The sequence below is a fragment of the Ferroacidibacillus organovorans genome, from assembly GCF_001516615.1.
GTDB classification, from domain to species: domain Bacteria; phylum Bacillota; class Bacilli; order Alicyclobacillales; family SLC66; genus Ferroacidibacillus; species Ferroacidibacillus ferrooxidans_B.
Map to the genome: position 1 here is coordinate 25,913 of NZ_LPVJ01000071.1, position 22,062 is coordinate 47,974.

General features: G+C 54.0%; 20 protein-coding genes. 16 read left to right on the plus strand and 4 right to left on the minus strand.

What is annotated here, in order from left to right; translation table 11 throughout:
- Positions 1–188 precede the first annotated feature (188 nt).
- Both hutH and hutP read left to right on the plus strand, forming a co-directional pair.
- Positions 189–1,676, plus strand: coding sequence for a histidine ammonia-lyase (gene hutH, locus ATW55_RS14910; protein WP_067719881.1), 1,488 nt, complete (start codon positions 189–191; stop codon positions 1,674–1,676).
- 147 nt (positions 1,677–1,823) lie between these two features.
- Positions 1,824–2,270 carry a hut operon transcriptional regulator HutP gene (gene hutP, locus ATW55_RS14915; protein WP_067719884.1) on the plus strand — a complete coding sequence of 149 codons (447 nt, stop codon included), beginning with the start codon at positions 1,824–1,826 and terminating at the stop codon, positions 2,268–2,270.
- 98 nt (positions 2,271–2,368) lie between these two features.
- On the opposite strand, the gene ATW55_RS14920 is transcribed toward hutP, so the two are convergent.
- Positions 2,369–3,766, minus strand: coding sequence for an MFS transporter (locus ATW55_RS14920; RefSeq protein ID WP_067719887.1), 1,398 nt, complete (start codon positions 3,764–3,766; stop codon positions 2,369–2,371).
- Between the two features lie 282 nt (positions 3,767–4,048).
- Between ATW55_RS14920 and ATW55_RS14925 the strand changes: the two genes are divergently transcribed.
- Genes ATW55_RS14925 through ATW55_RS15940 form a run of 6 tightly spaced genes read left to right on the plus strand, consistent with a single transcriptional unit; the run spans position 4,049 to position 9,182 of the window.
- Positions 4,049–4,966 carry an extracellular solute-binding protein gene (locus tag ATW55_RS14925; RefSeq protein ID WP_201025004.1) on the plus strand — a complete coding sequence of 306 codons (918 nt, stop codon included), beginning with the start codon at positions 4,049–4,051 and terminating at the stop codon, positions 4,964–4,966.
- Entirely contained in the window at positions 4,960–5,136 is a 177-nt protein-coding gene (locus ATW55_RS16580) for a hypothetical protein (protein ID WP_201025005.1), read from the plus strand. Before ATW55_RS14925 ends, ATW55_RS16580 begins: the two co-directional genes overlap by 7 nt.
- A complete protein-coding gene (locus tag ATW55_RS14930; protein WP_067719890.1) occupies positions 5,117–6,175 on the plus strand; it encodes an ABC transporter permease in 1,059 nt (352 codons plus the stop codon). The genes ATW55_RS16580 and ATW55_RS14930 overlap by 20 nt, the downstream gene beginning before the upstream one ends.
- Complete coding sequence (locus ATW55_RS14935) at positions 6,129–6,896, plus strand: ABC transporter permease (RefSeq protein ID WP_067719893.1); 768 nt, start codon at positions 6,129–6,131, stop codon at positions 6,894–6,896. The genes ATW55_RS14930 and ATW55_RS14935 overlap by 47 nt, the downstream gene beginning before the upstream one ends.
- Before the next feature lies 1 nt (position 6,897).
- Positions 6,898–7,977, plus strand: coding sequence for an ABC transporter ATP-binding protein (locus ATW55_RS14940; RefSeq protein WP_067719898.1), 1,080 nt, complete (start codon positions 6,898–6,900; stop codon positions 7,975–7,977).
- A gap of 56 nt (positions 7,978–8,033) precedes the next feature.
- Positions 8,034–9,182 carry a VIT1/CCC1 transporter family protein gene (locus ATW55_RS15940; RefSeq protein WP_160327268.1) on the plus strand — a complete coding sequence of 383 codons (1,149 nt, stop codon included), beginning with the start codon at positions 8,034–8,036 and terminating at the stop codon, positions 9,180–9,182.
- A 7-nt stretch (positions 9,183–9,189) separates the two neighbouring features.
- On the opposite strand, the gene ATW55_RS14950 is transcribed toward ATW55_RS15940, so the two are convergent.
- Positions 9,190–11,499, minus strand: a complete 2,310-nt coding sequence (locus tag ATW55_RS14950) for a universal stress protein (RefSeq protein ID WP_067719901.1) — start codon at positions 11,497–11,499, stop codon at positions 9,190–9,192.
- Positions 11,500–11,605: 106 nt separating this feature from the next.
- Here ATW55_RS14950 and ATW55_RS14955 point away from each other — a divergent pair, with 106 nt between their 5' ends.
- The 8 genes from ATW55_RS14955 (at position 11,606) to ATW55_RS14980 (ending at position 20,707) form a co-directional block, all read left to right on the plus strand.
- On the plus strand, positions 11,606–13,213 hold the full coding sequence (locus ATW55_RS14955) for a sensor histidine kinase (RefSeq protein WP_067719905.1): 1,608 nt from the start codon (positions 11,606–11,608) through the stop codon (positions 13,211–13,213).
- A gap of 14 nt (positions 13,214–13,227) precedes the next feature.
- Positions 13,228–13,929 carry a response regulator transcription factor gene (locus ATW55_RS14960; protein WP_067719909.1) on the plus strand — a complete coding sequence of 234 codons (702 nt, stop codon included), beginning with the start codon at positions 13,228–13,230 and terminating at the stop codon, positions 13,927–13,929.
- A 141-nt stretch (positions 13,930–14,070) separates the two neighbouring features.
- Positions 14,071–14,199, plus strand: a complete 129-nt coding sequence (locus ATW55_RS17050) for a hypothetical protein (RefSeq protein WP_268753403.1) — start codon at positions 14,071–14,073, stop codon at positions 14,197–14,199.
- A gap of 14 nt (positions 14,200–14,213) precedes the next feature.
- Positions 14,214–14,297 (plus strand): potassium-transporting ATPase subunit F, encoded by an 84-nt coding sequence (locus ATW55_RS17405; protein ID WP_082685913.1) that lies wholly within the window; start codon positions 14,214–14,216, stop codon positions 14,295–14,297.
- Between the two features lie 22 nt (positions 14,298–14,319).
- Positions 14,320–16,014: a potassium-transporting ATPase subunit KdpA gene (gene kdpA, locus ATW55_RS14965; protein WP_067719912.1), complete on the plus strand. Its 1,695-nt coding sequence runs from the start codon at positions 14,320–14,322 to the stop codon at positions 16,012–16,014.
- A gap of 25 nt (positions 16,015–16,039) precedes the next feature.
- Positions 16,040–18,055 (plus strand): potassium-transporting ATPase subunit KdpB, encoded by a 2,016-nt coding sequence (gene kdpB, locus ATW55_RS14970; RefSeq protein ID WP_067719915.1) that lies wholly within the window; start codon positions 16,040–16,042, stop codon positions 18,053–18,055.
- Positions 18,056–18,090: 35 nt separating this feature from the next.
- On the plus strand, positions 18,091–18,693 hold the full coding sequence (gene kdpC / locus ATW55_RS14975; RefSeq protein WP_067719918.1) for a potassium-transporting ATPase subunit KdpC: 603 nt from the start codon (positions 18,091–18,093) through the stop codon (positions 18,691–18,693).
- A 130-nt stretch (positions 18,694–18,823) separates the two neighbouring features.
- Positions 18,824–20,707 (plus strand): APC family permease, encoded by a 1,884-nt coding sequence (locus ATW55_RS14980; RefSeq protein ID WP_235587164.1) that lies wholly within the window; start codon positions 18,824–18,826, stop codon positions 20,705–20,707.
- Between the two features lie 28 nt (positions 20,708–20,735).
- Here ATW55_RS14980 and ATW55_RS14985 read toward each other — a convergent pair whose 3' ends face one another.
- Both ATW55_RS14985 and ATW55_RS14990 read right to left on the minus strand, forming a co-directional pair.
- Entirely contained in the window at positions 20,736–21,353 is a 618-nt protein-coding gene (locus ATW55_RS14985; protein WP_067719925.1) for a SpoIID/LytB domain-containing protein, read from the minus strand.
- A complete protein-coding gene (locus tag ATW55_RS14990; RefSeq protein WP_067719928.1) occupies positions 21,350–21,931 on the minus strand; it encodes a carboxypeptidase-like regulatory domain-containing protein in 582 nt (193 codons plus the stop codon). The genes ATW55_RS14985 and ATW55_RS14990 overlap by 4 nt, the downstream gene beginning before the upstream one ends.
- Positions 21,932–22,062: the final 131 nt, after the last annotated feature.

The following is a 22,062-nucleotide window of genomic DNA, read 5'->3' on the forward strand; positions in this document are numbered from 1 at the left end:
TACAGATCGTTAGATACCTTAGTCACAAGCCACGAGTGAAGTATATATGATGAAATAAGACAGCCCAGAGTGATGTGTGCGTAGGGGGCTAGGGCAGGAAACTTTGTTTTCCTGCCCTGGTCCTCTTTTTCTTTTTTCGCATAGCCCGCTCGCGGTTGCGAAACGGTATTTGAATAGGAGTTGACGAAATGACGGTTGAGTTGAATGGAAATGATCTCACCCTCGGTCAGGTGGCGCGCGTTTTATACGATGGCGAACGGGTGGAAATTCATCCTGGCGCCTGGGAGAACATCGCGAAGAGTCGCGAGGTAGTTGAGCGCAACCTCGCAGAAGGAAACGTCATCTATGGCGTTACGACGGGGTTTGGCAAGTTCAGTGATGTCGTGATTCCGCTTGGCGATGTCGAAGCGCTGCAATTGAATCTAATCCGCAGTCACGCGTGTGGCATCGGCGATCCGTTCTCAGAAAGAGTCAGTCGCGCGATGCTTCTCTTGCGGGCAAACGCGCTCACCAAAGGGTACTCGGGATGTCGCAAAGAGACATTGCAGCGCTTGGTGGATTGTCTCAACCATCGGATCCATCCAGTGGTTCCAAGCCAGGGTTCGCTTGGCGCGAGTGGTGATCTGGCGCCGCTTGCGCACTTGGCGCTCGTGCTGATTGGCGAAGGCACGGCGCACTATGACGGGAAAGTGATGAGCGGAAACGAGGCACTTTCGCAAGCGGGGCTGACGCCGATCCGCCTGCAGGCAAAAGAGGGCTTAGCGCTGATCAACGGCACGCAGGCGATGACTGCGGTGGGGGTGATCGCGTACCTTGAGGCGGAGCGCTTGGCGGATTTTGCGGATGGCGTCGCCGCGCTCACCTTTGAGGCGCTGCGTGGTGTGATCGACGCGTTCGCGCCAGAGGCGCACGATGTTCGTCCATATAAAGAGCAGCGAGAGGTGGCTGATCGGATGCTTTCGTATGTGGAGGGGAGTCAGTTGACGACAAGACAGGGAGAGATTCGCGTACAGGACGCGTACTCTCTGCGCTGTATCCCGCAGGTGCACGGGGCGATCCGCCAAGTGTTGGCCTATGTCAAAGAGAAGTTGTTGATCGAGATCAACGCCGCGACAGACAACCCGCTCATTTTCTCAGACACCGGGCGCGTGATATCCGGCGGCAATTTCCACGGTCAACCGATCGCGTTTGCGATGGATTTTCTCGGCATCGCCATGGCGGAGCTTGCGAATATTTCCGAGCGGCGCATCGAGCGTCTGGTCAACCCGCAGCTCAATGACCTGCCTGCTTTTTTGAGTCCACAGCCAGGCCTTCAGTCAGGACTGATGATCACACAGTACGCTGCCGCATCGCTGGTATCAGAGAATAAGACGTTGGCGCATCCGGCGAGCGTGGATTCGATTCCTTCTTCCGCAAATCAGGAGGATCACGTGAGCATGGGGACGATCGGCGCGCGCCACGCGCACCAGATCATCCAAAATGTGCGGCGGGTGCTCGCCATCGAGGGCATCTGCGCTACGCAGGCGGCCGATCTTCGCGGCGTCGATCGACTGGCGCCAAAAACGCGCAAACTGCATCAACAGATTCGGGACTGCGTCCCGTTTATCGATCAGGATCGCGCCTATTCAGAAGACATTGAGAGGCTGGCCCGCTTTATCGGCGAATCCTTTGCCTGAGGCATCCCTGAACTCCAAGAGCCACACCGTATCTGCAGATCATCTCGTCTCTATGCATCGCTGTAAAAAAAGGCTGTATAAACAGAGACGGCTGCCTTCGTGATAAGCTTAGTTCAGGGATTTGGATGGAAAGAAGAGGTGTGCGCGATGTTTCCAAAGAATCAAATGGGTAAAGCGGCGATGCTGCTGGTGCTCTCTGGCGAGGGAGCGGAACAAGATCGACTGCTTAAAACGCTCGATGAGAGCGGCTTTGCGGTCGCCTTGGGCCGAGTTGGCACGATGGATTCGCAAAAGATTGTCGCGGCGGTGGAGACGGCGGCGAAGAAACATGGAATCATCAGTTCAGAGCGGTATCGCGAGGAGCACGCGCTGTATCACGCGATTATGGAGGCGCTTATGGGTGTGGGGCGCGGCGTTGTCTCGTTTGGGGCACAGCTGCGCACAGTGGGGCTGCGCTTCTCGATCGTGCGGGGAAGACCCTATGCGGCGCCGGACGAGGGAGAGTGGATCGCCGTCGCCTTTTATGGAACGATCGGCGCACCCGTCAAAGGGTGGGAGCATGAGGCACTTGGTTTTGGGATCAATCATATATAAGAAAATTGCGGTGCAAAAGCTCACGCGTTGCGGAAGTTGAACATAAAAAAGCCTGACATCTACTCCTCAATGAGCAGATGTCAGGCTTTTTTGTCGAATTAAGAGTAGGTCACGGAGAGGTTTTTTGTGGCCGAAGGCTGTTGCGCGATCGGTTGCTCATTTTCTTCCAAGGAGCGCTGCTTCATTTCAGGCAGCGTGATCAATGTCAGCAGAATGCCAAGCGCCGACACGCCAGCGAGAAGTCCCATGGTGCTGCCAAGACCTGCGGATTTCAGGATGCCAGGGAGAACGAATGCACCGATGAAGGCGCCGATCTTTCCACCTGCGGCAGACATGCCGTGCCCCGTTCCGCGCAAGCGGGTTGGGAAAACTTCGGACGGTACAAGGAAGGTTGTGGTGTTCGGGCCAAACTCGATAAAGAAGTAGCTGACACCGTAGATGATCAAGAATAAGATTGGAAGCTTTGCGATGGCAGGTACCAGGAACAAAGAGAGGTACGCGAGTGCCATGACGCCGAAACCAACGCTTTGAATGACCTTGCGGCCAATGCGATCCATGTATTTTGCGGCGACAAAGTATCCGGGAATCGCGGCGATCAGGAAGATTGCAGCGGCCACAAGCGTCGTGGTGACAAGTGACGCGTTTGGCAATAGTGCTTTTAAGATGAGCTGGGAAGAGACACCGTTTCCGTAGAACGCGACATCAATGAGAAACCAGCTGCCTGCAGTACCAATGAGGCGAATGAGGTTCTTTTTCGTCAAGAAAGACGGTTTTTCTGTTGCTTGCGTCACGCCTTCTACCGGGGAGACAGACGCGCCGGTCAATCCAGAAACGATTTCTGCCGCTTTAGCCTGATCCTGTTTCACAGACACGAGATAGCGCGGTGTTTCCGACAGTTTTCTGCGCAGATAAATGACGGAAGCGGCAGGGATTGCGCCGAGTCCGAGCATGACGCGCCACGCGATTGCGTGCGACATGCCTGTCGAGAGCAGGATGGATGCGATCAAAGGACCGGCCAAAAGTCCGAGACCTTGCATCGAGAACACCATCGTTACGAGCAATCCGCGATTCTTGCGGTTGGAGTATTCACTCATGATGACAGAACTTGTGGGATAATCGCCGCCTACACCGAGTCCTACGAGAAAACGAAAGAGAACGAGCCAGCCAAAAGAAGGAGCAAACGCCGAGAGAACGGCGCCGAGTGTCAGGAGAATCACTTCGATGCCATACATCGCTTTGCGGCCAAGGACATCCATCAGTTTGCCGAAAAATAGAGCGCCAAGCGCCGCGGACGCCAGGGAGGTGCTGTTTAGGATGGCCAATTGCGTCGTGCTCAAATGCCATAGAGGAGTTAGGATTGCAGTTACGGTACCAATAATAAAGAGGTCGTATGCATCTGTAAAAAAACCCATTCCCGTGGTAAACATGGTCTTCCAGTGGAACTTTTGCAGCCCACTCTCATCGAACGCATGTAAAACCGCTGAGTTTGTTGACACTGAATGTACGCTCCTTTAAAAAATAAGTTTTATAGCATGCGGCCGTATTTTCAACCGCACTTGATGAACACACCGTAAGTTTACTGCCCTTTCGTGAAGAAAGGATAATCAATGTGTAAAGGTTTTGTAAATGTAACGATCTACCAAGGAATTCTATACCTAATGTTTACGTGTTATAGAGACTTACCACACGCTAGGTTTACAAATCGATCGTATGATTTGACCAGTAAATGAAATTAATCGCAAATTTGCGATGGTTAAAAAACAAGGGGGATTCAAACGATGTCGCGCAAAGGATTGTCGATTGGCGCAGGTGTGATGGCAACGCTTGCCTTGGTTCCGTTTGTACTTCAGGCATCCGCAACGACTCAGTCTGTTCACGCCAAAAAAGCGTACGCGTCAGCCGCAAAACACGCGCCTGCTGTGAAAGGGCATCTCGTACTGTATTCAGCGCAGGGCTACGATGCAGCGATGGCTGCGGCGTTTCAAAAAAAGACGGGCATTCAGGTAAGCCTTGTCGATGACTCGACAGGAAACATCGTAGCCCGTATGGAGGCAGAGCGTTCGAATCCACACTGGGATATCGCGTGGTTTGACGGCGACTCCACCATGCAATCTCTCGCCAATCAAGGTATGCTCCTAAAAGGCTTTACACCATCCGATCTGTCAAACTATACACCGCTTGGCCGCTCGCTGCTCCCAAAGGATCACGCGTATTTTCCGGCATCTGTAACGGCGGCTGCGGCGATTGCCTATAACACAAAATATCTTTCTCCAAAACTTGCTCCAAAAACATGGAACGACCTGCTCCTGCCACGCTTCAAAGGCCAGGTGGCAATGAATGATCCGAGCATTTCCGGTCCGACGTATCCTTTTGTTGCAGGCATCATGCAACAGCGTGGCATCAAAGGTGGAGAAGCCTACTTTAAGGCACTCAAGGCAAACGGACTGAAAGTATTCCCGACAAACGGCGTTACACTGAATGCGCTGCTGACAGGGCAGGTCAAAGTGATCATGATTCAGGACTCTGCACTGACCAAGGCGAAAGCGTCTGGAGAGCCAATCCGCATCGTGTATCCATCGACTGGCGTCGCGATGCTGCCGGGCGTGTGGCGATTGACAAGAACGCGCCGGATATGGCGGCTGCCAAAGCATTCGTGCAATTCGTCCTCTCACCGCAAGGTCAGAGAATCATGTTAAATCCGAAAAACGGCGGCGGCGATTCCTATTTTAATCCGATCATCAAAGGACTTAAGCCTGATTCGCAGCGTCAACAGGCGGGCATCCACTGGGTGCGCGTAAACCCGATCAGTGCGGCTGCAAAGGAAAATCAGATCAAGACGTGGTTCCATGACAACATTGTCCAGTAATCGCGCGCGCTATGAGAGGCTCGTGAGTCGCTTGCGCGCGGTCGGGGCGACGCCGAGTCTTCTCATCCTCTTCGTTTTGATGATCTATCCCATGGGGACGCTACTGCTTCTGGTAGCGTTCCCCCACGCGTTTGACATGACGCCTTCGTTTCGCTTCTCACTGAGCGCGATCTCAGGCACCTTTTCCGATCCTGGTAACTCTGGCGCGATTGTGAACAGCCTCGTGTTCGGCGTGCTGTTGGCGCTGCTCGCAAGCGTGTTGGGTGTGGTGACGGCCCTTGGCTTGGCGCGTACAAGGGGACTCGCGCGCACGATCCTTCGCGTCAGCATTTGGATCGTCTTTTTTGCGCCATCGTACATCATCGCTCAGGGTTGGGTCATCTTGATGCAGGATAACGGAATTCTGGCGCAACTCTTTCACATGCCAAACGGATTTTCCGGCTGGTTCTTTTCGCCGACCGGACTGGTGGTCGTCATGGGCTTTCGCTATTTTCCGTTTGTCCATTTTGCAGTGGAGCAAGCGATTGCAAACATTGGCGGAGAACTGGTCGATGCGGCGCGGCTTAGCGGCGGAAAACCTGCCCGCGTGCTGCGCAGCGTGATTCTTCCGCTGCTGCTTCCGGCGCTTCTGGCAGGAACTTCGATCGCCTTTGCGGAAGGGTTCGGCGACTTTGGATTTGCCGCCGCGATCACGCCGCAGATGCAGATTCCCCTTCTTTCGTATCAGATCTACGCTGCGCTCAGTCAGGCGCCTGTCAATTTTCCGGCGGCTGCCGTCTTGTCTCTCGTGCTGCTTGTCGTCACAGGCGTGGCGCTGTGGCTTCAGTTTTTTTTTATTGTCAAGACGCGGTTTCGCCACAATCTCAACATCGCAGCGGCCAAGTGTTCGGATGGTTGGCGGCAAGTTGTGGGTCATTCTCGCGTATGGTATTGCTCTGGGTTCCTTGATCTTGCCGATGGGCGCGACGCTCTGTGCCGCGCTTTGGAAGAACATGACAAACGGTATTGCGAGCAACAATTGGACGTTCGAACATTTTAACCACGCGCTCATCACGGGTGGTGGGATGGCGGCGCTCGGAAACTCTGTCGTGTACGCGCTTATCAGCGGATTCGCCGCCGCTGGATTGGGGCTTTTGATTTCTTTTCAAATGTCATTCGTTAAAACTGCGCTAAATCGAATTCTCAGCATCATCATCATCGGTTCGATCGCAGTTCCTGGCGTTGTCATGGCGGCAGGTTTTGTGCTCGCGTGGAATGGCGTGTGGCTGATTCCTCTGCATCTCGTACTCTACGGAACACCGGTGTGCCTCTCGCTTGCCTATATTGCGGGCTCGCTGCCGTACTCGATCCGCCTGCAGATGGGAGCGCTCAGCCAAGTTTCGGTCAATCTCTTGCGGGCTGCGCAGGTATTGGGTGCAAAACGGTTGCGCCTGCTCCGCGTTATCGTGTTTCCGCTCATTCGCGGAACGGTGCTCTCGACGTGGCTGTTGGCGTTCATCGGCACGTTTTTTGAATTGCCCGCATCCTCACTGCTTTATCCGCCCGGCCAGCCACCGTTTCCTGTCTTGATCGCCTCAAAGTTTAACGCGTTTTTATGGTCGCAAGGGTCAGCGCTGACGCTGCTTGGAATGACGATTTTGATCGCGATGTATGCCCTTGGACAACTGATCATGAGAATGCGCGCGTGGCGATTCGGAACAAGGTGGACTGTTAAGCGTGTTGAAAATGATGTCTCGGAGTTGCGCGTAGAGGGGATCTAAAATGGCAAATGCTCACGTTGTACTAAATGATGTCGTGAAGAAGTATGGCGACCGTTCCGTGATTTCACGCGTGTCACTTGAGATTGGGGAGGGGCAGTTTGTCGCACTGCTTGGCCCGTCTGGGTGTGGAAAAACGACCATGCTCAACGCGATTGCAGGGCTTGTTCCGATTGATCAGGGTCAGATTGCCATTGGTGGGAAAGTGGTCTCGAACGAGAGTTACACACTGTCTCCTGAAGAGCGAAGGATTGGAATGGTTTTTCAGGATTTTGCGCTTTGGCCCCATTTGACGGTGTTTGATAACATCGCATTCGGGTTGCGCGTACGCAAGCTGAACAAGGCGGCGATTGCACGGCGCGTCGAGGAAGTGCTCGATCAAGTGGCGCTTCCGGGATATGAGAAGCTGTTCCCGCATCAGCTGTCAGGCGGCCAAAAGCAGCGTGTGGCCATCGCCCGGGCACTTGCTCCATCTCCGTCTCTCATGTTGATGGATGAACCGCTCAGTTCACTCGATGCAGGGCTGCGCGAACAGATGCGCTGGGAGCTTCGGCGGATCACGCAAGAGGCGCGGATTACCACCATTTATGTCACACACGACCAGATCGAGGCGCTAAGTATGGCAGATCATATCGTACTCATGCATAATGGTGTTGTGGAGCAACAAGGAGCGCCTGAGCCGATGTATAAGCGGCCGCACACGGCGTTTACCGCTACATTTCTTGGTGCGGCGAATTTGCTTTCAGGTCGAGTGATTCGACGGATGGCAGGGCGCGTGGCGATTTCCTGTCACGGGGTGACGTTTGAGGGGACAGAAGAGCAGGATCTTGGCGATGAGGTGACGCTAGTCATCCGTCCGCAGGACATGGTGATGACCGATCGCAATGAGGCGCGCGGGTTGCCAGTCATTGTTCGCCAGCGAGCCTATCACGGGGCACAGTGGCAGTATCGTCTAGAACTTGTGACAGATGGATCAGGTCAGATGCTTGAGTGCTGGTCACCTGTGGAGTGGGCGACTGGCAGTCAGATCACGCTTCAGTATGATGTGGAACGTTGCCGGGCTGTTGCTCGAAAGACGTCATGATCTCGTGGAACTTGATTGATGTTTTGATGAAAAAATGATAGTGGAGGATGCGCTTCTTGAGCCTTGGCACGCAGGACCGAATGGTTAAAAAGACGTTGCTCGAGAGTTGGCGACGCGAGATGGATGCGACGCGTCTCTACGCGCAGGCTGCAGCGCTTGAAAAGGATTCGGAACGCAAGTCCATCCTTTTGCAGCTTTCGAAGATTGAGCAGACGCATGCGGAGATGTGGGCGCGAAAGCTTGCGGAAATTGGAGAGCAGGCGCCCGCGTCATCGTATCAGGCGCCGCCAGTGGATCACGCTTCGAGTGAGCAGTTGCTAAAGCGACTGGATGAACTCGAGCACAGCAACGCGGCGTGGTATGAATCATTGAAGCATGTGTTTGAGGATCCAGAGATTCTTCAGATCATCGACCAGATCGATGAGGATGAATCGAACCACGACAGCAGTGTACGCGCGCTGTTTGCCTCGCCGTCAACACATATCGGCGAGCGTTTGAGCCGTTTGTGGGGAGCTGAGCGCTGGCACAAACAGTCGGCTGGCGGTTGGGTCGGCGATGCGATCTATGGCGTGAACGACGGACTCGGGGCGATCTTTGGGATCATTTCAGGGGTTGCTGGTTACACGGACAATGGTCACACGGTGCTTGTCAGTGGTCTGTTTGGCGCGATTGCGAGCACCTTGTCGATGGGTGTAGGGGCGTGGCTCTCGACGCGTTCAAAAAACGAATTGGCACATAGTGAACTGCATTTCGAGCGCAAAGAGATCATGGAGAACCCGGAGCTTGAAAAGGAAGAACTGCGCCTTTTGTATCAATTAAAAGGCTTCACGGAGAATGAGGCGGCGGAGATCACGGAGCGCTTGTCAAAGGATCCCGAGCAGTTCCTCAAGGCGATGAGCCAAGAAGAGCTTGGTATCACGGATGAAGGCGGGAATCCGTGGACGTCTGCCGGCATTGGCAGTCTATCGACGTTTGTGGGCGGAATTCTTCCACTCATCCCGTTTTTCTTTACAGGTGGCGTCACAGCGATTGTGCTCGCCGCGATTGTGAGCATCGCCGCGCACTTTGCCGTGGGCGCCGCAAAGAGCCTGATTACTGTTCGCCGCTGGTGGACGAGTGGGCTTGAGATGACGGCAGCCGGCATTCTTGTCGGTATCGTCGCATACGGGATCGGACTTCTCGGCTCAACGCTCATCCACGGTTGACATCGGCTCACGGGGCGAGTGCGAGCACGACCACGTCGACATTTCGAATCGAGCGCAGCAGCGTGCGCAGGGTGTTGCCGCGGCGCCTGATTTCCAGGCGTGAACGGGACGAGTGGCCAAGCACCACTTGCGTCGCAAGTTTTTCCTCCATGTCATTGACGAGTGTCAGCGGAATCTCCCGCGTCGTTTGCGCGTGCAGGTGGATAAATGTTCCTCCCAGACGTTCTGTCAGCGCGCGCAAAGCCTCCAGGCAGGATAATTCCTCATCGCTAAGGGTAGTGCCCACTTGGACGAAACTTACAAACATGGTTGCCTTCATGCGGTGCGCGGTGCGAAATCCTCGGCGAATGAGAAACTCCGCTTTGCGCGACGCGTTGACACACACATAGACGACTTCCATCCTGCGCCACGGCCCGCGCAATGCGCTTCGATCGTCGTGCGCTTCGAGACGGTCGTCAATATGATCGGCAACTTCGCGCAGTGCCAGTTCGCGCAGTGCAATCAGGTTGCCTTGCCGAAAAAAGTTCGCGAGCGCCTGTTCCGCTTTGTCAAGCGTATAAATTTTCCCCTCGCGCATCCGCTGCTGTAAAGTTTCAGGTGGAACGTCGATCAGCACCACCTCATCAGCCATTCGCAAAATAAAGTCAGGAATCGTTTCGCGCACCCTGACCCCTGTGATCTGAAAAATCGTGTCGCGCAAGCTCTCCAGGTGTTGCACATTGACAGTCGATATGACAGAGATTCCCGCTTCGAGAATCTCTTCTACGTCTTCGTAGCGCTTCTGGTGCTTGCTTCCCACAATGTTTGTGTGCGCGAGTTCGTCGATCAGGACAACCTCTGGATTGCGCCGCAAGATCCCCTCCAGATCCATCTCTTCAAACATCGTTCCGCGGTACTCCATCACTTTTCTTGGCAACACATCAAGATCGCGAATTTGCGCCTCGGTGCCTTTACGCTTGTGCGTCTCGATCAGTCCGCCGACGACGTCGATGTAGCGCCGTTTTAGATCGTACGCCTCTTCGAGCATCATGAACGTCTTTCCCACGCCGGGCGCCGCGCCGATATAGATCTTGAAGCGTCCGCGCCGCAGTTTGTGAAGCACATGCGAGAGATCGCCCTGTTTCATCGCCGCGTAGGGGTGCGCGTTTCTGCTGCGCTGACGATACGTCAAGAGCCTTTCACCGTGCGCAGAGTGGCGATCCGCAATCACCATCAGATCGATCTGTTTGGCTTGCTCTAGCAATTCATTGAGGATCGACCCCTTCCGCCACTCTTCTAAGCGACTGCGGCGCGACTGGCCGATGACGATCCGCGAAATGGCATGCGTTTGCGCGTAGTCGACAATGATCTTTGAGATCGACGCGGCTGGTGTGCGCAACGCCTCGTAAAATGTCGCGTCCACCTTATCCGCCAGTTTTAGGATTGCGTCTTTAAACGCGAGTTCTTCTGTCGTTTTCTTGCGTTTTTCATCAGTGACTGTCATGATGTGCAGTTCACCATTCAGGCGATTGGCAAGTTGCTGGCCGCGCCTGATCAAAAGGGTGCCGTTTGAGTTGTAACTGAGCGCGACGAGGATCTTCTCTGCCGCCTGCAGTGCGTTTTGCACAGCGTGTGTCTTTCGGTACTGTTCCAATCGCTCATTCACATCGTCTGCAATCAGTCGCAGTGCAAACTCTCGCAGGATCGAGAGTGCATCTTGGTTTAACTCAGGCGGGTGGCGTGTGTCGCCCTTTTTTTCTTTTTCCAAACGTTTGAGTACTGCCTCGGGGTCGACATCGATCAGTTTGATCTCGTGCGCACCCGCTACGACAGACAGTGGGACAGTATGCCTGACTTCAATCCCTGTCAATTTTTTAATGTTTTGTCGCAACTCTTCGATGTCATAGATATTCAAGGTCGTCATCACGTGGATGCCTTGCTCTAATAAAAAGGCCACGTCGTCAAGACGTGTCGAGAACCGCGCGCCTGGTTGGTTCACATGGGCCAGATCATCGACAAGAAGGATGTCTGGCCTGCGCGCAAGGATTGCCTGAACATTGAGATCGGCAGAAATCTTTTCATCCGTCGATTTGATGATCGGGATTGCAGAGAGCGGGGCTTCGTTTACAAACTCCTCAAGCGGGTGCTCTTCGCTGACGCCAGAGAGCACCACATCCATTCCAGATGCAAGCAGGTCGTACCCGTCATGCAGCATCGTGTAGGTTTTCCCTGTTTTGCTGCCGGCGCCTAAATAAATTTTCAGGTGTCCTTTTTTAAGAAAGGACATCTCTTCCATAATCTCTGCATTTGATTTTCTGCGAAAGGGGTCACTCGACATCGCGACGTCTCCTTTATAACAACTTCGATCGATCTGCGGCTGGATTGCCTTGTCTTCAACGCGTGTTATCATGAAATCATATCATAATCGCTAAGAGGTAAGAAGGATGTCAAAACGTGGAACAAAGCGTCTCGGGACGGTCTTGGCGGTTGCCCTTATCGTTTATACTTTCTGGATGATTCTTGACGCTTGGAACAAAGCGACGGGGCAGTTGCAAGAATCCCACTATGCGCTTCTCTGTCTGTTTGAGGCGCTTTGGCAGCGCGAACTTCACCATAAAGTGCTTGTGACACACCTTTTGCGCGCGGCAAACGCAGCACTTTCTGCGCCTTTTCACACGCCGTCGCTCCGCGATGTATCATCACTTGAGCGCATCGCCATTGCGCAAGCGGGGGCAACGTCGTCACCGCTCGCCGTGGTTGCACAGCAGGCGAGCTGGATTTTGGCGATTTTTCTTGTGCTCGTGGTTTACATTTTAAAAGAGAAGAAACTCACCCGGCTGATCCGTGAGCAAGAATTGCTGCGCGACAAGCTGCTGGCCATCTCGGGCGGCTGGATGCTGGCGACGGTAAAACCGGGCAGCGTCAAAGAAGTGATGACGCACATTCTTGAACAGGTGACCATCTACACGGACATCTCTGCCGCAGAGGTGTTGCAACAGGTTGATGACGCAGACGGAGTGGCGCTGCGTTCCTACTGCAGAAGCGGCCCTCTTATTTCGGAATCGATCCGCGAGATACCCAATGCGCTTTTGCACGTCGAGGCAGGCGCGATCAATGAAGTCATGCGCACGCGCCGTGTCTGGTACAGTGGAATCTATGCAGAGGTAGGCACCATCCTTCCGGGAATCCGCATCCCAAACACGGCGGTGTACCCGCTTATCGATCGCGACCGCGCGCGCGGAGTACTGGTGCTTCGCGGACGCGGGGGGCAGTGGAACGCCCAACTCTCGGATCTGATCGCGATTATTGCGCGTGAGATCGCGATGCTTCTCACCTATGGGGCGATGGAAGAGGATGCGGCGAATGTCGCGCGCTATCGCGAGATGGACCGCCTGCGGACAGATCTTCTCGCAAACGTTTCGCACGAACTTCGGACGCCACTCGGGCTGATTCAGGGTTATGCGGAGACCCTTGTGTATCGCGGAAAACGACTCTCCGAAGACCAGCACGCAGAGTTTGCGCAACTCATTGTCGATGAGAGTGTACAATTAGAGAATCAGATTGATAAACTCTTGAAGGTATCCACGTGGAAGGCGACTGGCGCGCACCTTCACAAACGTCCGTTTCTCGGCGACGAGTGGATCAACCGCCTCCAAAAAAGACTGTCAGCACAAACGCGTGTCGTGTTGCACCTTGGCGGTGAACACGAAGAATTCCTCTTGGGCGACCCGGATGAATTGATGGACGCAACGTTTAACCTGCTTGATAATGCGCTGAAATACTCGGCGGATCGCATTGATCTTTTTGTTGAAATGCGCCCGGATACCTTGCGCGTCCGCGTGCGGGATCGCGGGAAAGGCGTGCGCGGAATAGACCTTGAGCGGATCTTTGAACGCTTTTATCGCGGCGATGAGCATGCCCGCTCTGAGATTCGCGGATCAGGTCTTGGTCTTAGCATCGTCAAAGAGATTATCATAGCGCACGGCGGTCAAACCTTTGCGAGAAATGTGGATGGCGGATTCGAGGTTGGCTTTGAGATACCCGTTGTGTGAAGGATGTGGTGAAGATGGCGCAGCAGGCAGAGTCGATCTTGGTTGTGGAGGATGAAGAGAAGTACCGCCGTTTGCTCTCAATGAATCTTGAACTCGAAGGGTATAGCGTAACGGCAGTCGGTGACGGCCACGCGGCGCTTGAGCAGGTGTTTGAGCGGGAACCGAGTCTCGTTGTGCTTGACATGCGGATGCCTGAGATGGATGGATTTGAGCTTTGCAAGCGGCTTCGGAAGATGACGTCTGTGCCGATTTTGGCGCTGACGGCGCTTAACACGGAGGCGGATCTGATTCACGCGCTCGATTTTGGCGCGGATGACTACATGACAAAACCATTCTCCCTTCAGGAACTGATGGCGAGGATTCGCGCGCTGTTGCGCCGGAGTCAGAGTCTGCTTGTCGAGGAGGAGCTGACCTGCGGGCCGTTTCGCCTTCTTCACGAGACGCGCGAGGTTGACGCGTTCGGACAGCGGACAAGGCTGACGCCGACGGAGTGGAATTTATTGAAGGAACTGGTGCAGCACGCGGGAAAGGTGCTCACGCATGAGTACCTGCTCGGAAAAATTTGGGGGCCAGAGTATCAGGATCAGCATGAGTATCTGCGGGTGTATGTGCGCCGCTTGCGCTCATATCTTGAGCCAAACCCCAGGCGCCCTGTCTATCTTGTGACGATCGCGGGAATCGGGTACATCCTCTATGCTTCTGCCCACGATGAATAACACGTAAAATAAATGAAGAAAATACCACTTGAAGGATTGATACATGGCGTGAACCTGTAAAAAGGTTCACGTTTTTATTTTTTTTTCACGTTTGTGTGCCGTCTTTCTAGCGAGTTATTTACGAGGCGGGAGGTACAATACGTGAGGCACAGGCGACTTGTAAATTCAGGGAGGGGGTCGCGCTTTATGTCCGATCTCTACATGATCGCATTGTTACTGGTTGGATTTGGCTTCTCGCTGGCGCTGATGCGCTATCTCGACAAGCTGTGAACGGGGGAGTGTACGTGGAGAACTGGATTTTGCTTTGGCTTTCCATTGCGGTCATGCTGTATCTCGTTTTTGTCATCGTTCGACCAGAGAAATTTTAGCAGGATAAGGAGTTGAAGACGGTTGTCCCTCTCGACGGTTTTGACATGGGTTGTGGTTCTTGCTGTGTTTTTGATCACGATCAAGCCGATCGGCCAATACATGGCGAAGGTTTTTACATTTCAGCCGACGTTTTTAGACCGTCCGCTGGGTTGGCTCGAAAATGGCATTTTTCGCGTGATTGGCGTATCGCGCGAGAGTGACATGACGGCCAAACAGTATGGTATCGCGTTTGTAGGCACCAACTTGATCTGGGTATTGCTCGCCTATTTCTTGTTGCGCATCCAGAACATTTTGCCGTTTAATCCGCAGCACATGAGTGGACTCAATCCATTTCTCGCGTTTAACACGGCAGCCAGTTTTACGACAAACACAAACTGGCAGGCGTATTCCGGTGAAAACACGATGTCCTATTTCTCGCAGTTTGGCGTGCTCTCTTATCTTCAATTCGTAACACCCGCGGCGGGCGGCGCCGTTGGCATCGCGGTTGTGCGCGCGCTTGCGGGTCGAAAACTCGGGAACTTTTTTGTCGATCTCACACTCGTTTGCACGCGGCTCTTGCTTCCTTTGGCGATTGTGGTCACGCTCATTCTTGTTGGCCAAGGCGTGCCGGAAACGCTTGGCGCCTACCTTCAGGCACACACCTTGGGCGGTCAGACACAGTTGATTCCGCGCGGGCCGATTGCGAGTTGGGAAGCGATTGAACACCTCGGGCAAAATGGCGGTGGATTTACGAACGCCAACAGTGCGAACCCACTGGAAAATCCGAGCGCGCTTTCAAACATCATCGAGACCATTTCCATGGGACTCTTGCCCGTCGGTTTCTTCTATTTTTTTGGCGTGATGACAGGCAGAAGAAAGTTGGCCTGGACGATCACCGCAGTTGCCGGATCGTTTTTTATGATCATGCTTGCGCTGACATACTTTCCAGAAGCTGCAGGGAATCCGATCGTCAACAGTCTGGGACTCGCGACACACGGTAACATGGTCGGGAAAGAAGTGCGCTTTGGCATCGGCGGCACCTCGATTTTTGAGACGGCAACCATGGCGTTTACGACAGGCTCGGTCGCCAGTGCACACGACAGCTTTTTGCCGTTATCCTCGCTGAGCTTCTTTATCGGGATGTTTCTCAACATGGTGTTTGGCGGCAAGGGTGTCGGGTTTCTCAACATGATCATGTTTGTCATCATCACGATCTTTTTGATGGGCCTGATGGTTGGTCGCACGCCGGAGTTTCTTGGCAAGAAGATCGAAACAAAAGAAGTGACGCTGGCTTCCATCGCATTTTTGATTCACCCTTTATTGATCTTGGTGGGGACCGCGATCGCAGTGCACTCGCCGGCGGGACTCAAGGGAATCTACAATGGAGGGCCGCAAGGGTTGGGCGAGATTCTCTACGGGTTTACCTCTGCGGCCGCCAACAACGGATCGGCGTTCGGGGGCCTTGGCGCGGCGCTGCCGTTTTATGAGATTGCGCTCGGCATCGTTGTGATCATCGGGCGTTACGCGTCGGTCATGGCCATGCTTCTCTTGGGGCAATCGCTGCTCAAGAAAAAGACCGTCCCTGAGACTTCGGGCACGATGCACACCGATACGCCGCTGTTTGGCGGTATTCTGTTCGGCGCCATCATCATCCTGAATGCACTGACCTTTTTTCCGATCATGGCGCTGGGCCCCTTGGCGGAGCAGTATTTGATGTTGGCCCATCACTTGTTCTGATGAAAAGGGGAGGGAAACGAGTCACATGGCAAAGACAAATGACTTGCGATTGGCCAAAGAGTACAATCTGCAAGTTCTAAAAGACACCTTTCGCAAACTGAATCCCGCAGAGATGGTGCGCAACCCGGTGATGATGGTCGTTGAGATCGGGACACTGGTCACCCTCTGGTTCACCATTCAGGCGTCGACCCCGGGAACCCGCTTTTATAACGGACTGGTGACGGTCATCCTGTTTTTCACGATCCTGTTCGCAACGTTTGCCGAGGCGTACGCGGAAGCGCGTGGGCGCGCACAGGCGGATTTTTTGCGCAAGACGAAGTCATCGACAAAAGCGAAGATCCTGCGCGCAGACGGCAGTTTTGATCTCGTCGAATCGGCGAGCCTAGAAAAAGGAACACGCTGTCTCGTTGAAGCCGGAGACGTGATACCGGGAGACGGCGTAGTTATTGAAGGGATAGGGTCCATCGACGAATCGGCGATCACGGGCGAATCGGCGCCTGTCGTAAAGACGGTCGAGGACAGTGTGACAGGCGGGACGTCACTTATGTCTGATCGCTTGATCATTGAGATCACGACGCATCCGGGTGAGTCGTTCCTCGATCGCATGATCGCGCTGGTCGAGGGTGCCAAGCGGCAGAAAACGCCAAACGAGATTGCGCTCTCCGCGCTGCTCGGCGTGCTCACGCTGATCTTTGTGCTGGTTGTCGTGACACTGGCGCCGATTGCCGGGTTTTACGGACCGGGGGCGACAGATACGACGACGCTTGTCGCGCTCTTGGTGTGTCTCATTCCAACGACGATCGGCGCGCTCTTGTCGGCGATCGGAATTGCCGGAATGAACCGCGTCTCCCAAGTGAACGTGGTGGCAAAGAGCGGGCGCGCCGTTGAGGCGGCAGGCGATATCGATACGATCATTCTTGACAAAACAGGCACGATCACCATCGGCAACCGGATGGCGACGGAGTTTTTCCCGATTTCTGGCGTAACGATGGAGGAACTGGCGGATGCGGCGCTGCTCTCGTCACTTGCGGATACGACACCTGAAGGGCGTTCGGTGGTGGAGCTTTCGCAGCGCATGTTGAACCTTCAGACGCTGCCAAAAGCGGAAGGCGAGCCGATCCCGTTTTCGGCGCATACGCGGATGAGCGGCATCGATCTTGTCGATGGCCGGCAGATTCGCAAAGGCGCGGTGAGCGCCATCAAAGAGATTGTCGCGGGCGGGCAGGATGAGCTCGATCATTTTGCAGAGCACGTGGCGCGCCAAGGCGCAACGCCCTTGGGTTGTTCCGTGGATGGCCGCGCGCTTGGGATTATCTGTCTAAAAGACGTAGTCAAACCGGGCCTCAAAGAGAAGTTTCGCGATTTTCGCGAGATGGGCATTCGCACCGTGATGGCAACAGGCGACAACCGGATCACGGCGGCGGTCATCGCGGAAGAAGCGGGCGTTGACGATTTCATCGCTGAGGCAAAACCGGAAGACAAAATTGAACTGATTCGCCGCGAACAGGCGGAAGGGAAACTGGTTGCCATGACGGGCGATGGCACGAACGACGCGCCGGCACTCGCCCAGGCGGACGTGGGGCTCGCGATGAATTCCGGGACGATGGCCGCCAAAGAGGCGGGCAACATGATTGATCTCGACTCGAATCCGACCAAACTGCTGGAGGTGGTGATGGTCGGCAAACAGCTTCTGATCACGCGCGGCGCGCTGACGACGTTTTCGATTGCGAATGATGTCGCAAAGTACTTCGCGATCATTCCTGCCATGTTTGCGTCTGTCCCACTTCTGCACGTGCTTGGCGCGCTGAACATCATGGGACTAAAGACCCCACACGGCGCCATCTTGTCGGCTCTGATCTTTAACGCGTTGATCATCCCGGCGCTGATCCCGTTTGCGGTTCGCGGTGTCAAGTATCGCGCTGAATCGGCGGATCGGATGCTTGCCCGCAACATTTTTAACTGGGGTGTCCTCGGTGTCATCATTCCGTTTGTGGGCATCTGGTTGATCGATCGGGTCCTTGGCATTTTTGGGCTCGCGTAACGCGCAAGGAGTGCGAGGAGATAGGAGGAAGATCGATGTTAAGAATGTTCAGGCCGATGATTGGCGTCACGCTCTTGCTGTGGGTTCTGTTAGGATTGCTCTTTCCCCTGGTGATGACGGGGATAAGCAATCTCGTGATGCCCTATCAGTCGCAAGGGAGTCCCGTGTATGTCAACGGCGTCTTGGTCGGGGCGGCGCATGTCGGGCAGAATTTCCAGCCCGATCCCGGATACTTCTGGGGGAGACCGTCTGCCACACTCTCGGTTTCAACAGGCAAACCCAAACCCTATAATGCGTTTGCCTCCGCGCCAAGCAACAATGGTCCGACGAGCGCTGCGCTCATTTCAGACATTAAACAGCGCATTGCGTATTTGTTAAAAACGACGCCTGGCTTGACGACAGGGCAGATCCCCGTCAGCTTGGTCGAGAGTTCTGGATCGGGTCTTGATCCTGACATCAGCGTGCAATCTGCGCTCATTCAAATCCCGCGCGTGGCAAAATACACGCATCTGAGTGAATCATTCTTGACGGGACTGGTTAAAAATAATACGTTAGGACCAAGCGTGGGACTTTTTGGACGGACGCGCGTCAATGTGCTGGAACTCAATTTGGCGCTTTACAAGGCGCTGCACAGTTAAGTACCTTGGATCAAAGCGAGAAAAATGCCTGCGGCACAGCAGGCATTTTTCTCATCTCTTACGGGCGCTATGTCATGATCACAGCAGATAGAGGTGAACGAAGATCACGATCCCCATTTGGCAACTCCTTGTGCTTCTTTTGATCGCAGCCGTTTTCATTCTGGGAAGAATCACAGGCTTTCGCATGATCAAGCGATTGCTCGTTGGCAGACCGCTCAAAACAAGAGAACTCAGCCAGGCGCAACATCACCTGGTTTGGTATCTGGCGCTGCCGATTCTGTCTGCGGATCTCTACTCGTCGGTCGCGTATGGACCGGAGGCGGGCGCCACGGAACTTGTCGGTCTTGGACCAGGCGCAGAGTGGCTCATCCTGCCGATTGTCGGCGCCACCGTGTTGCTTCTTCTCATTATCGTGCTCTCTTATATCATGGGAATCCTTGCCTATCCGAATGGAGGCGGGGGATACTCGATTGCGCGCGATAACTTCAAGTCTCCGTGGATCTCACTTGTCGCGGCAAGCGCCCTCATGATTGACTATGTGCTGACCGTTGCGGTGTCCGTCTCGGCAGGCATTCTTGCGGTCGCTTCCGCGTACCCTGTGCTTGTACCCGACGAGACCGTCTTGTCGGTCATCTGCGTCGGACTGATCGCGCTTGTCAATCTGCGCGGGGTGTCCGAATCGGCCACTCTGTTTTCGTGGCCGAATTTTTTGTTTGCCGCCTGTATGCTCTTTCTCATCGGGTGGGGCGTGGCGAACGACGTGACACACGGATTTGTTCAACCGCAAACTCCGCCTTTTGGTGTCCTGCCAAAAGGTTTCACACTGCTTTTGATCTTAAAGGCGTTCAGTTCAGCATGTTCGTCACTGACGGGGATTGAAACGATCTCCAATGCGGTTCCCATCTTTCGTGAACCTAGGCAAAAAGGCGCGATCAAAGCGTACGTCACCATGACGATCGTGACTGGCATCACGCTTGTCGGGATCGGCTATCAATTGTATGCAAAAGGCATCACCGTAAAACTGAACAACACGATGCTCTCGCAACTGACATCCGTCTATTTCGGTCACGGTCCGATCTATCAGATCATCACGTGGAGCACGTTTTTGGTTCTTATCATCGCGGCAAACTCCACATTCACAGGTTTTCCGCAACTCATGGCACTGGTGGCCCGCGATCGCTTCTTGCCGGAGGCGCTCAGCTTGCGGGGTGACCGACTGGGCTTTTCAAACGGCCTGATGGTGCTGGCCCTTTTGTCATCTCTTCTGCTTGTGGTCTTTCAGGCGCAGACCAATGCGTTGATCCCGCTTTTTGCCATCGGCGTGTTCATGTCCTTCACCATCGCCCAGGTGGGGATGATGAGACGCTGGATGAAACTCAGGACAAAGCGCTGGAAGGCAAAGGCTTTCATCAACGCAGTAGGAGCTATCGTCACGGCGCTTGTCACACTCGTCTTTTCGGCGACAAAATTTGCACAAGGCGCCTGGATCGTAATCGCAGCGATCCCGCTTATGGTAACTGTGGCGCTTTTGATACACCGTCACTACGTTCGCCTTGCGCGGGAGCTCGCGCTTGATGTGCAAAAAGAGCCAGCCACAGAGCATCACGTGATCTCTTTGCTTCTTTTGTCGGACGTTGATCGCATTGCCTTGCAATCAGTCTCTTTTGCAAAGAGCATCGCGCAAGATCTGATCGCAGTCTACATCGGGTTTGATGACGAGTCGATCGAAAAGGTGGAGGCAAAGTGGGCGGCGTGGGGAGAGCCGTGCCGATTGCTCGCCTTTAAGAATGAGTATCGATCTGTGCTTCAACCACTCACGCGCCTCGTTGATCGTTTGCAGACGCGCGAGGGTCGAGAGCCAGACCATATCCATATTCTTTTGCCGCAGTTGGTGCCGAGCGTCTGGTGGCAGTTTATGCTTCACAATCAGAGGAATTTTGTCATTCAGGCATGGTTTTTGCGCAATCAGGACGTTGTCGTATCGACAATCCCATACCACATCCGCGATCACTGACACGGTGCGAGGCGGTATGGGATTGGCTTTAAATGAATTTCAGCAAGTAGTTTGGATAGTACAGATTGAGGATGTTTGGATACAACATTCTTGCGACATGGCCAAAATACTCGGATCCCCACTGTGACATGATGTTTGTGCTGAGGAATCCGCGGTTTTCGCGGTTGGGGAGACCTGCGCGATAGGAGAGCTCCTTGATTTCGCCTGTCGGCAGTGTGTACACCTCATTCCACGTGTCCTGCACCGCCTGGTCCGTCACCGTTTGTCCGCTCAAATATTTGAACTGCTGATAGTTTGTCGTGTTATCGACATCATAGGTGAAACCGCTCTGCGTGACAGGGTGGAGCGTGTGATACCAACCAAACATTTTTACTGCGACGGCGCCTGCCTTCAGCGCTTCTTGATTCCACGAAGGATACCACTCGTTTGGCAGGACATCTTTGCAATACTCCTCAAAGCCGACCGTCTGCACGTAGAGAATAGGGCTGACCGGGTTGTTGTACGCGCGGATGGCGACGCGAATGGTGGATGGGTATGACGTGTTGTAAATTGTTTGCAATTGCGCCGACACGTTTTTTGTTGAGATGAGTGAAAGACTCCCCGCCGCGATGAATCCGGCGAGCAGGATGTTCGTTGTGCGTTTCATGGTTTGCCAACCCCAGACTTCTTCTGAACAGGGCTCCACGGCAAGTAACCAGGGTCACCTGGAATTGGCGGCTGGTGGGTTAACTTTAATTCTTCCGCATAGTGCATGACAAAACCGCGCAAATCCTGCGGGTGGATATTTCCGAGCGATGCCGACGGGAAATTGCGTGCGTTTGGGGTAATCGGTTGGAGAATGATCGGTTGCACCGTATGCTTTGTGATCGGAACGACAAACACGACTTGTTCATTAAAGCCGTTTGCGACCGCAATGGCTGTGACAATGCCTTTTGTTTTAAGGTTTTCATTCCACTCAGTAATATAGAATGGGGCTGTTGTACGGTAAGTGCCAGTCGAGTCTGTCAGGCCGGATGAAAGTACCTTCCCGTCGAGATTGATGACAATCACACGCGCCCCCGCAATGACGGTGGTTTTTGGCGAGCCGACGCGAAATTCAATTTCGCCAGTTGGCGGACCTGTATACTCATCTGAAGGGGTTGCAGCGAGCGATGGTGCGACGGACGCGATTTGGAGAACTGAACAGAGCAACATAGCGTGCACTACCATTTTTGTTTTTTTCACGCGCGAATTCCTCCTGTGCATCTACATTCACTCCAAAGAGTGTCCAATGCGAGCCTGATTATGTAAAAGAAGAGATGAAAAGGATAAAGGGCTTTTGTTGAAAAGAGATTACAAAGAGATTGCAATTTGTA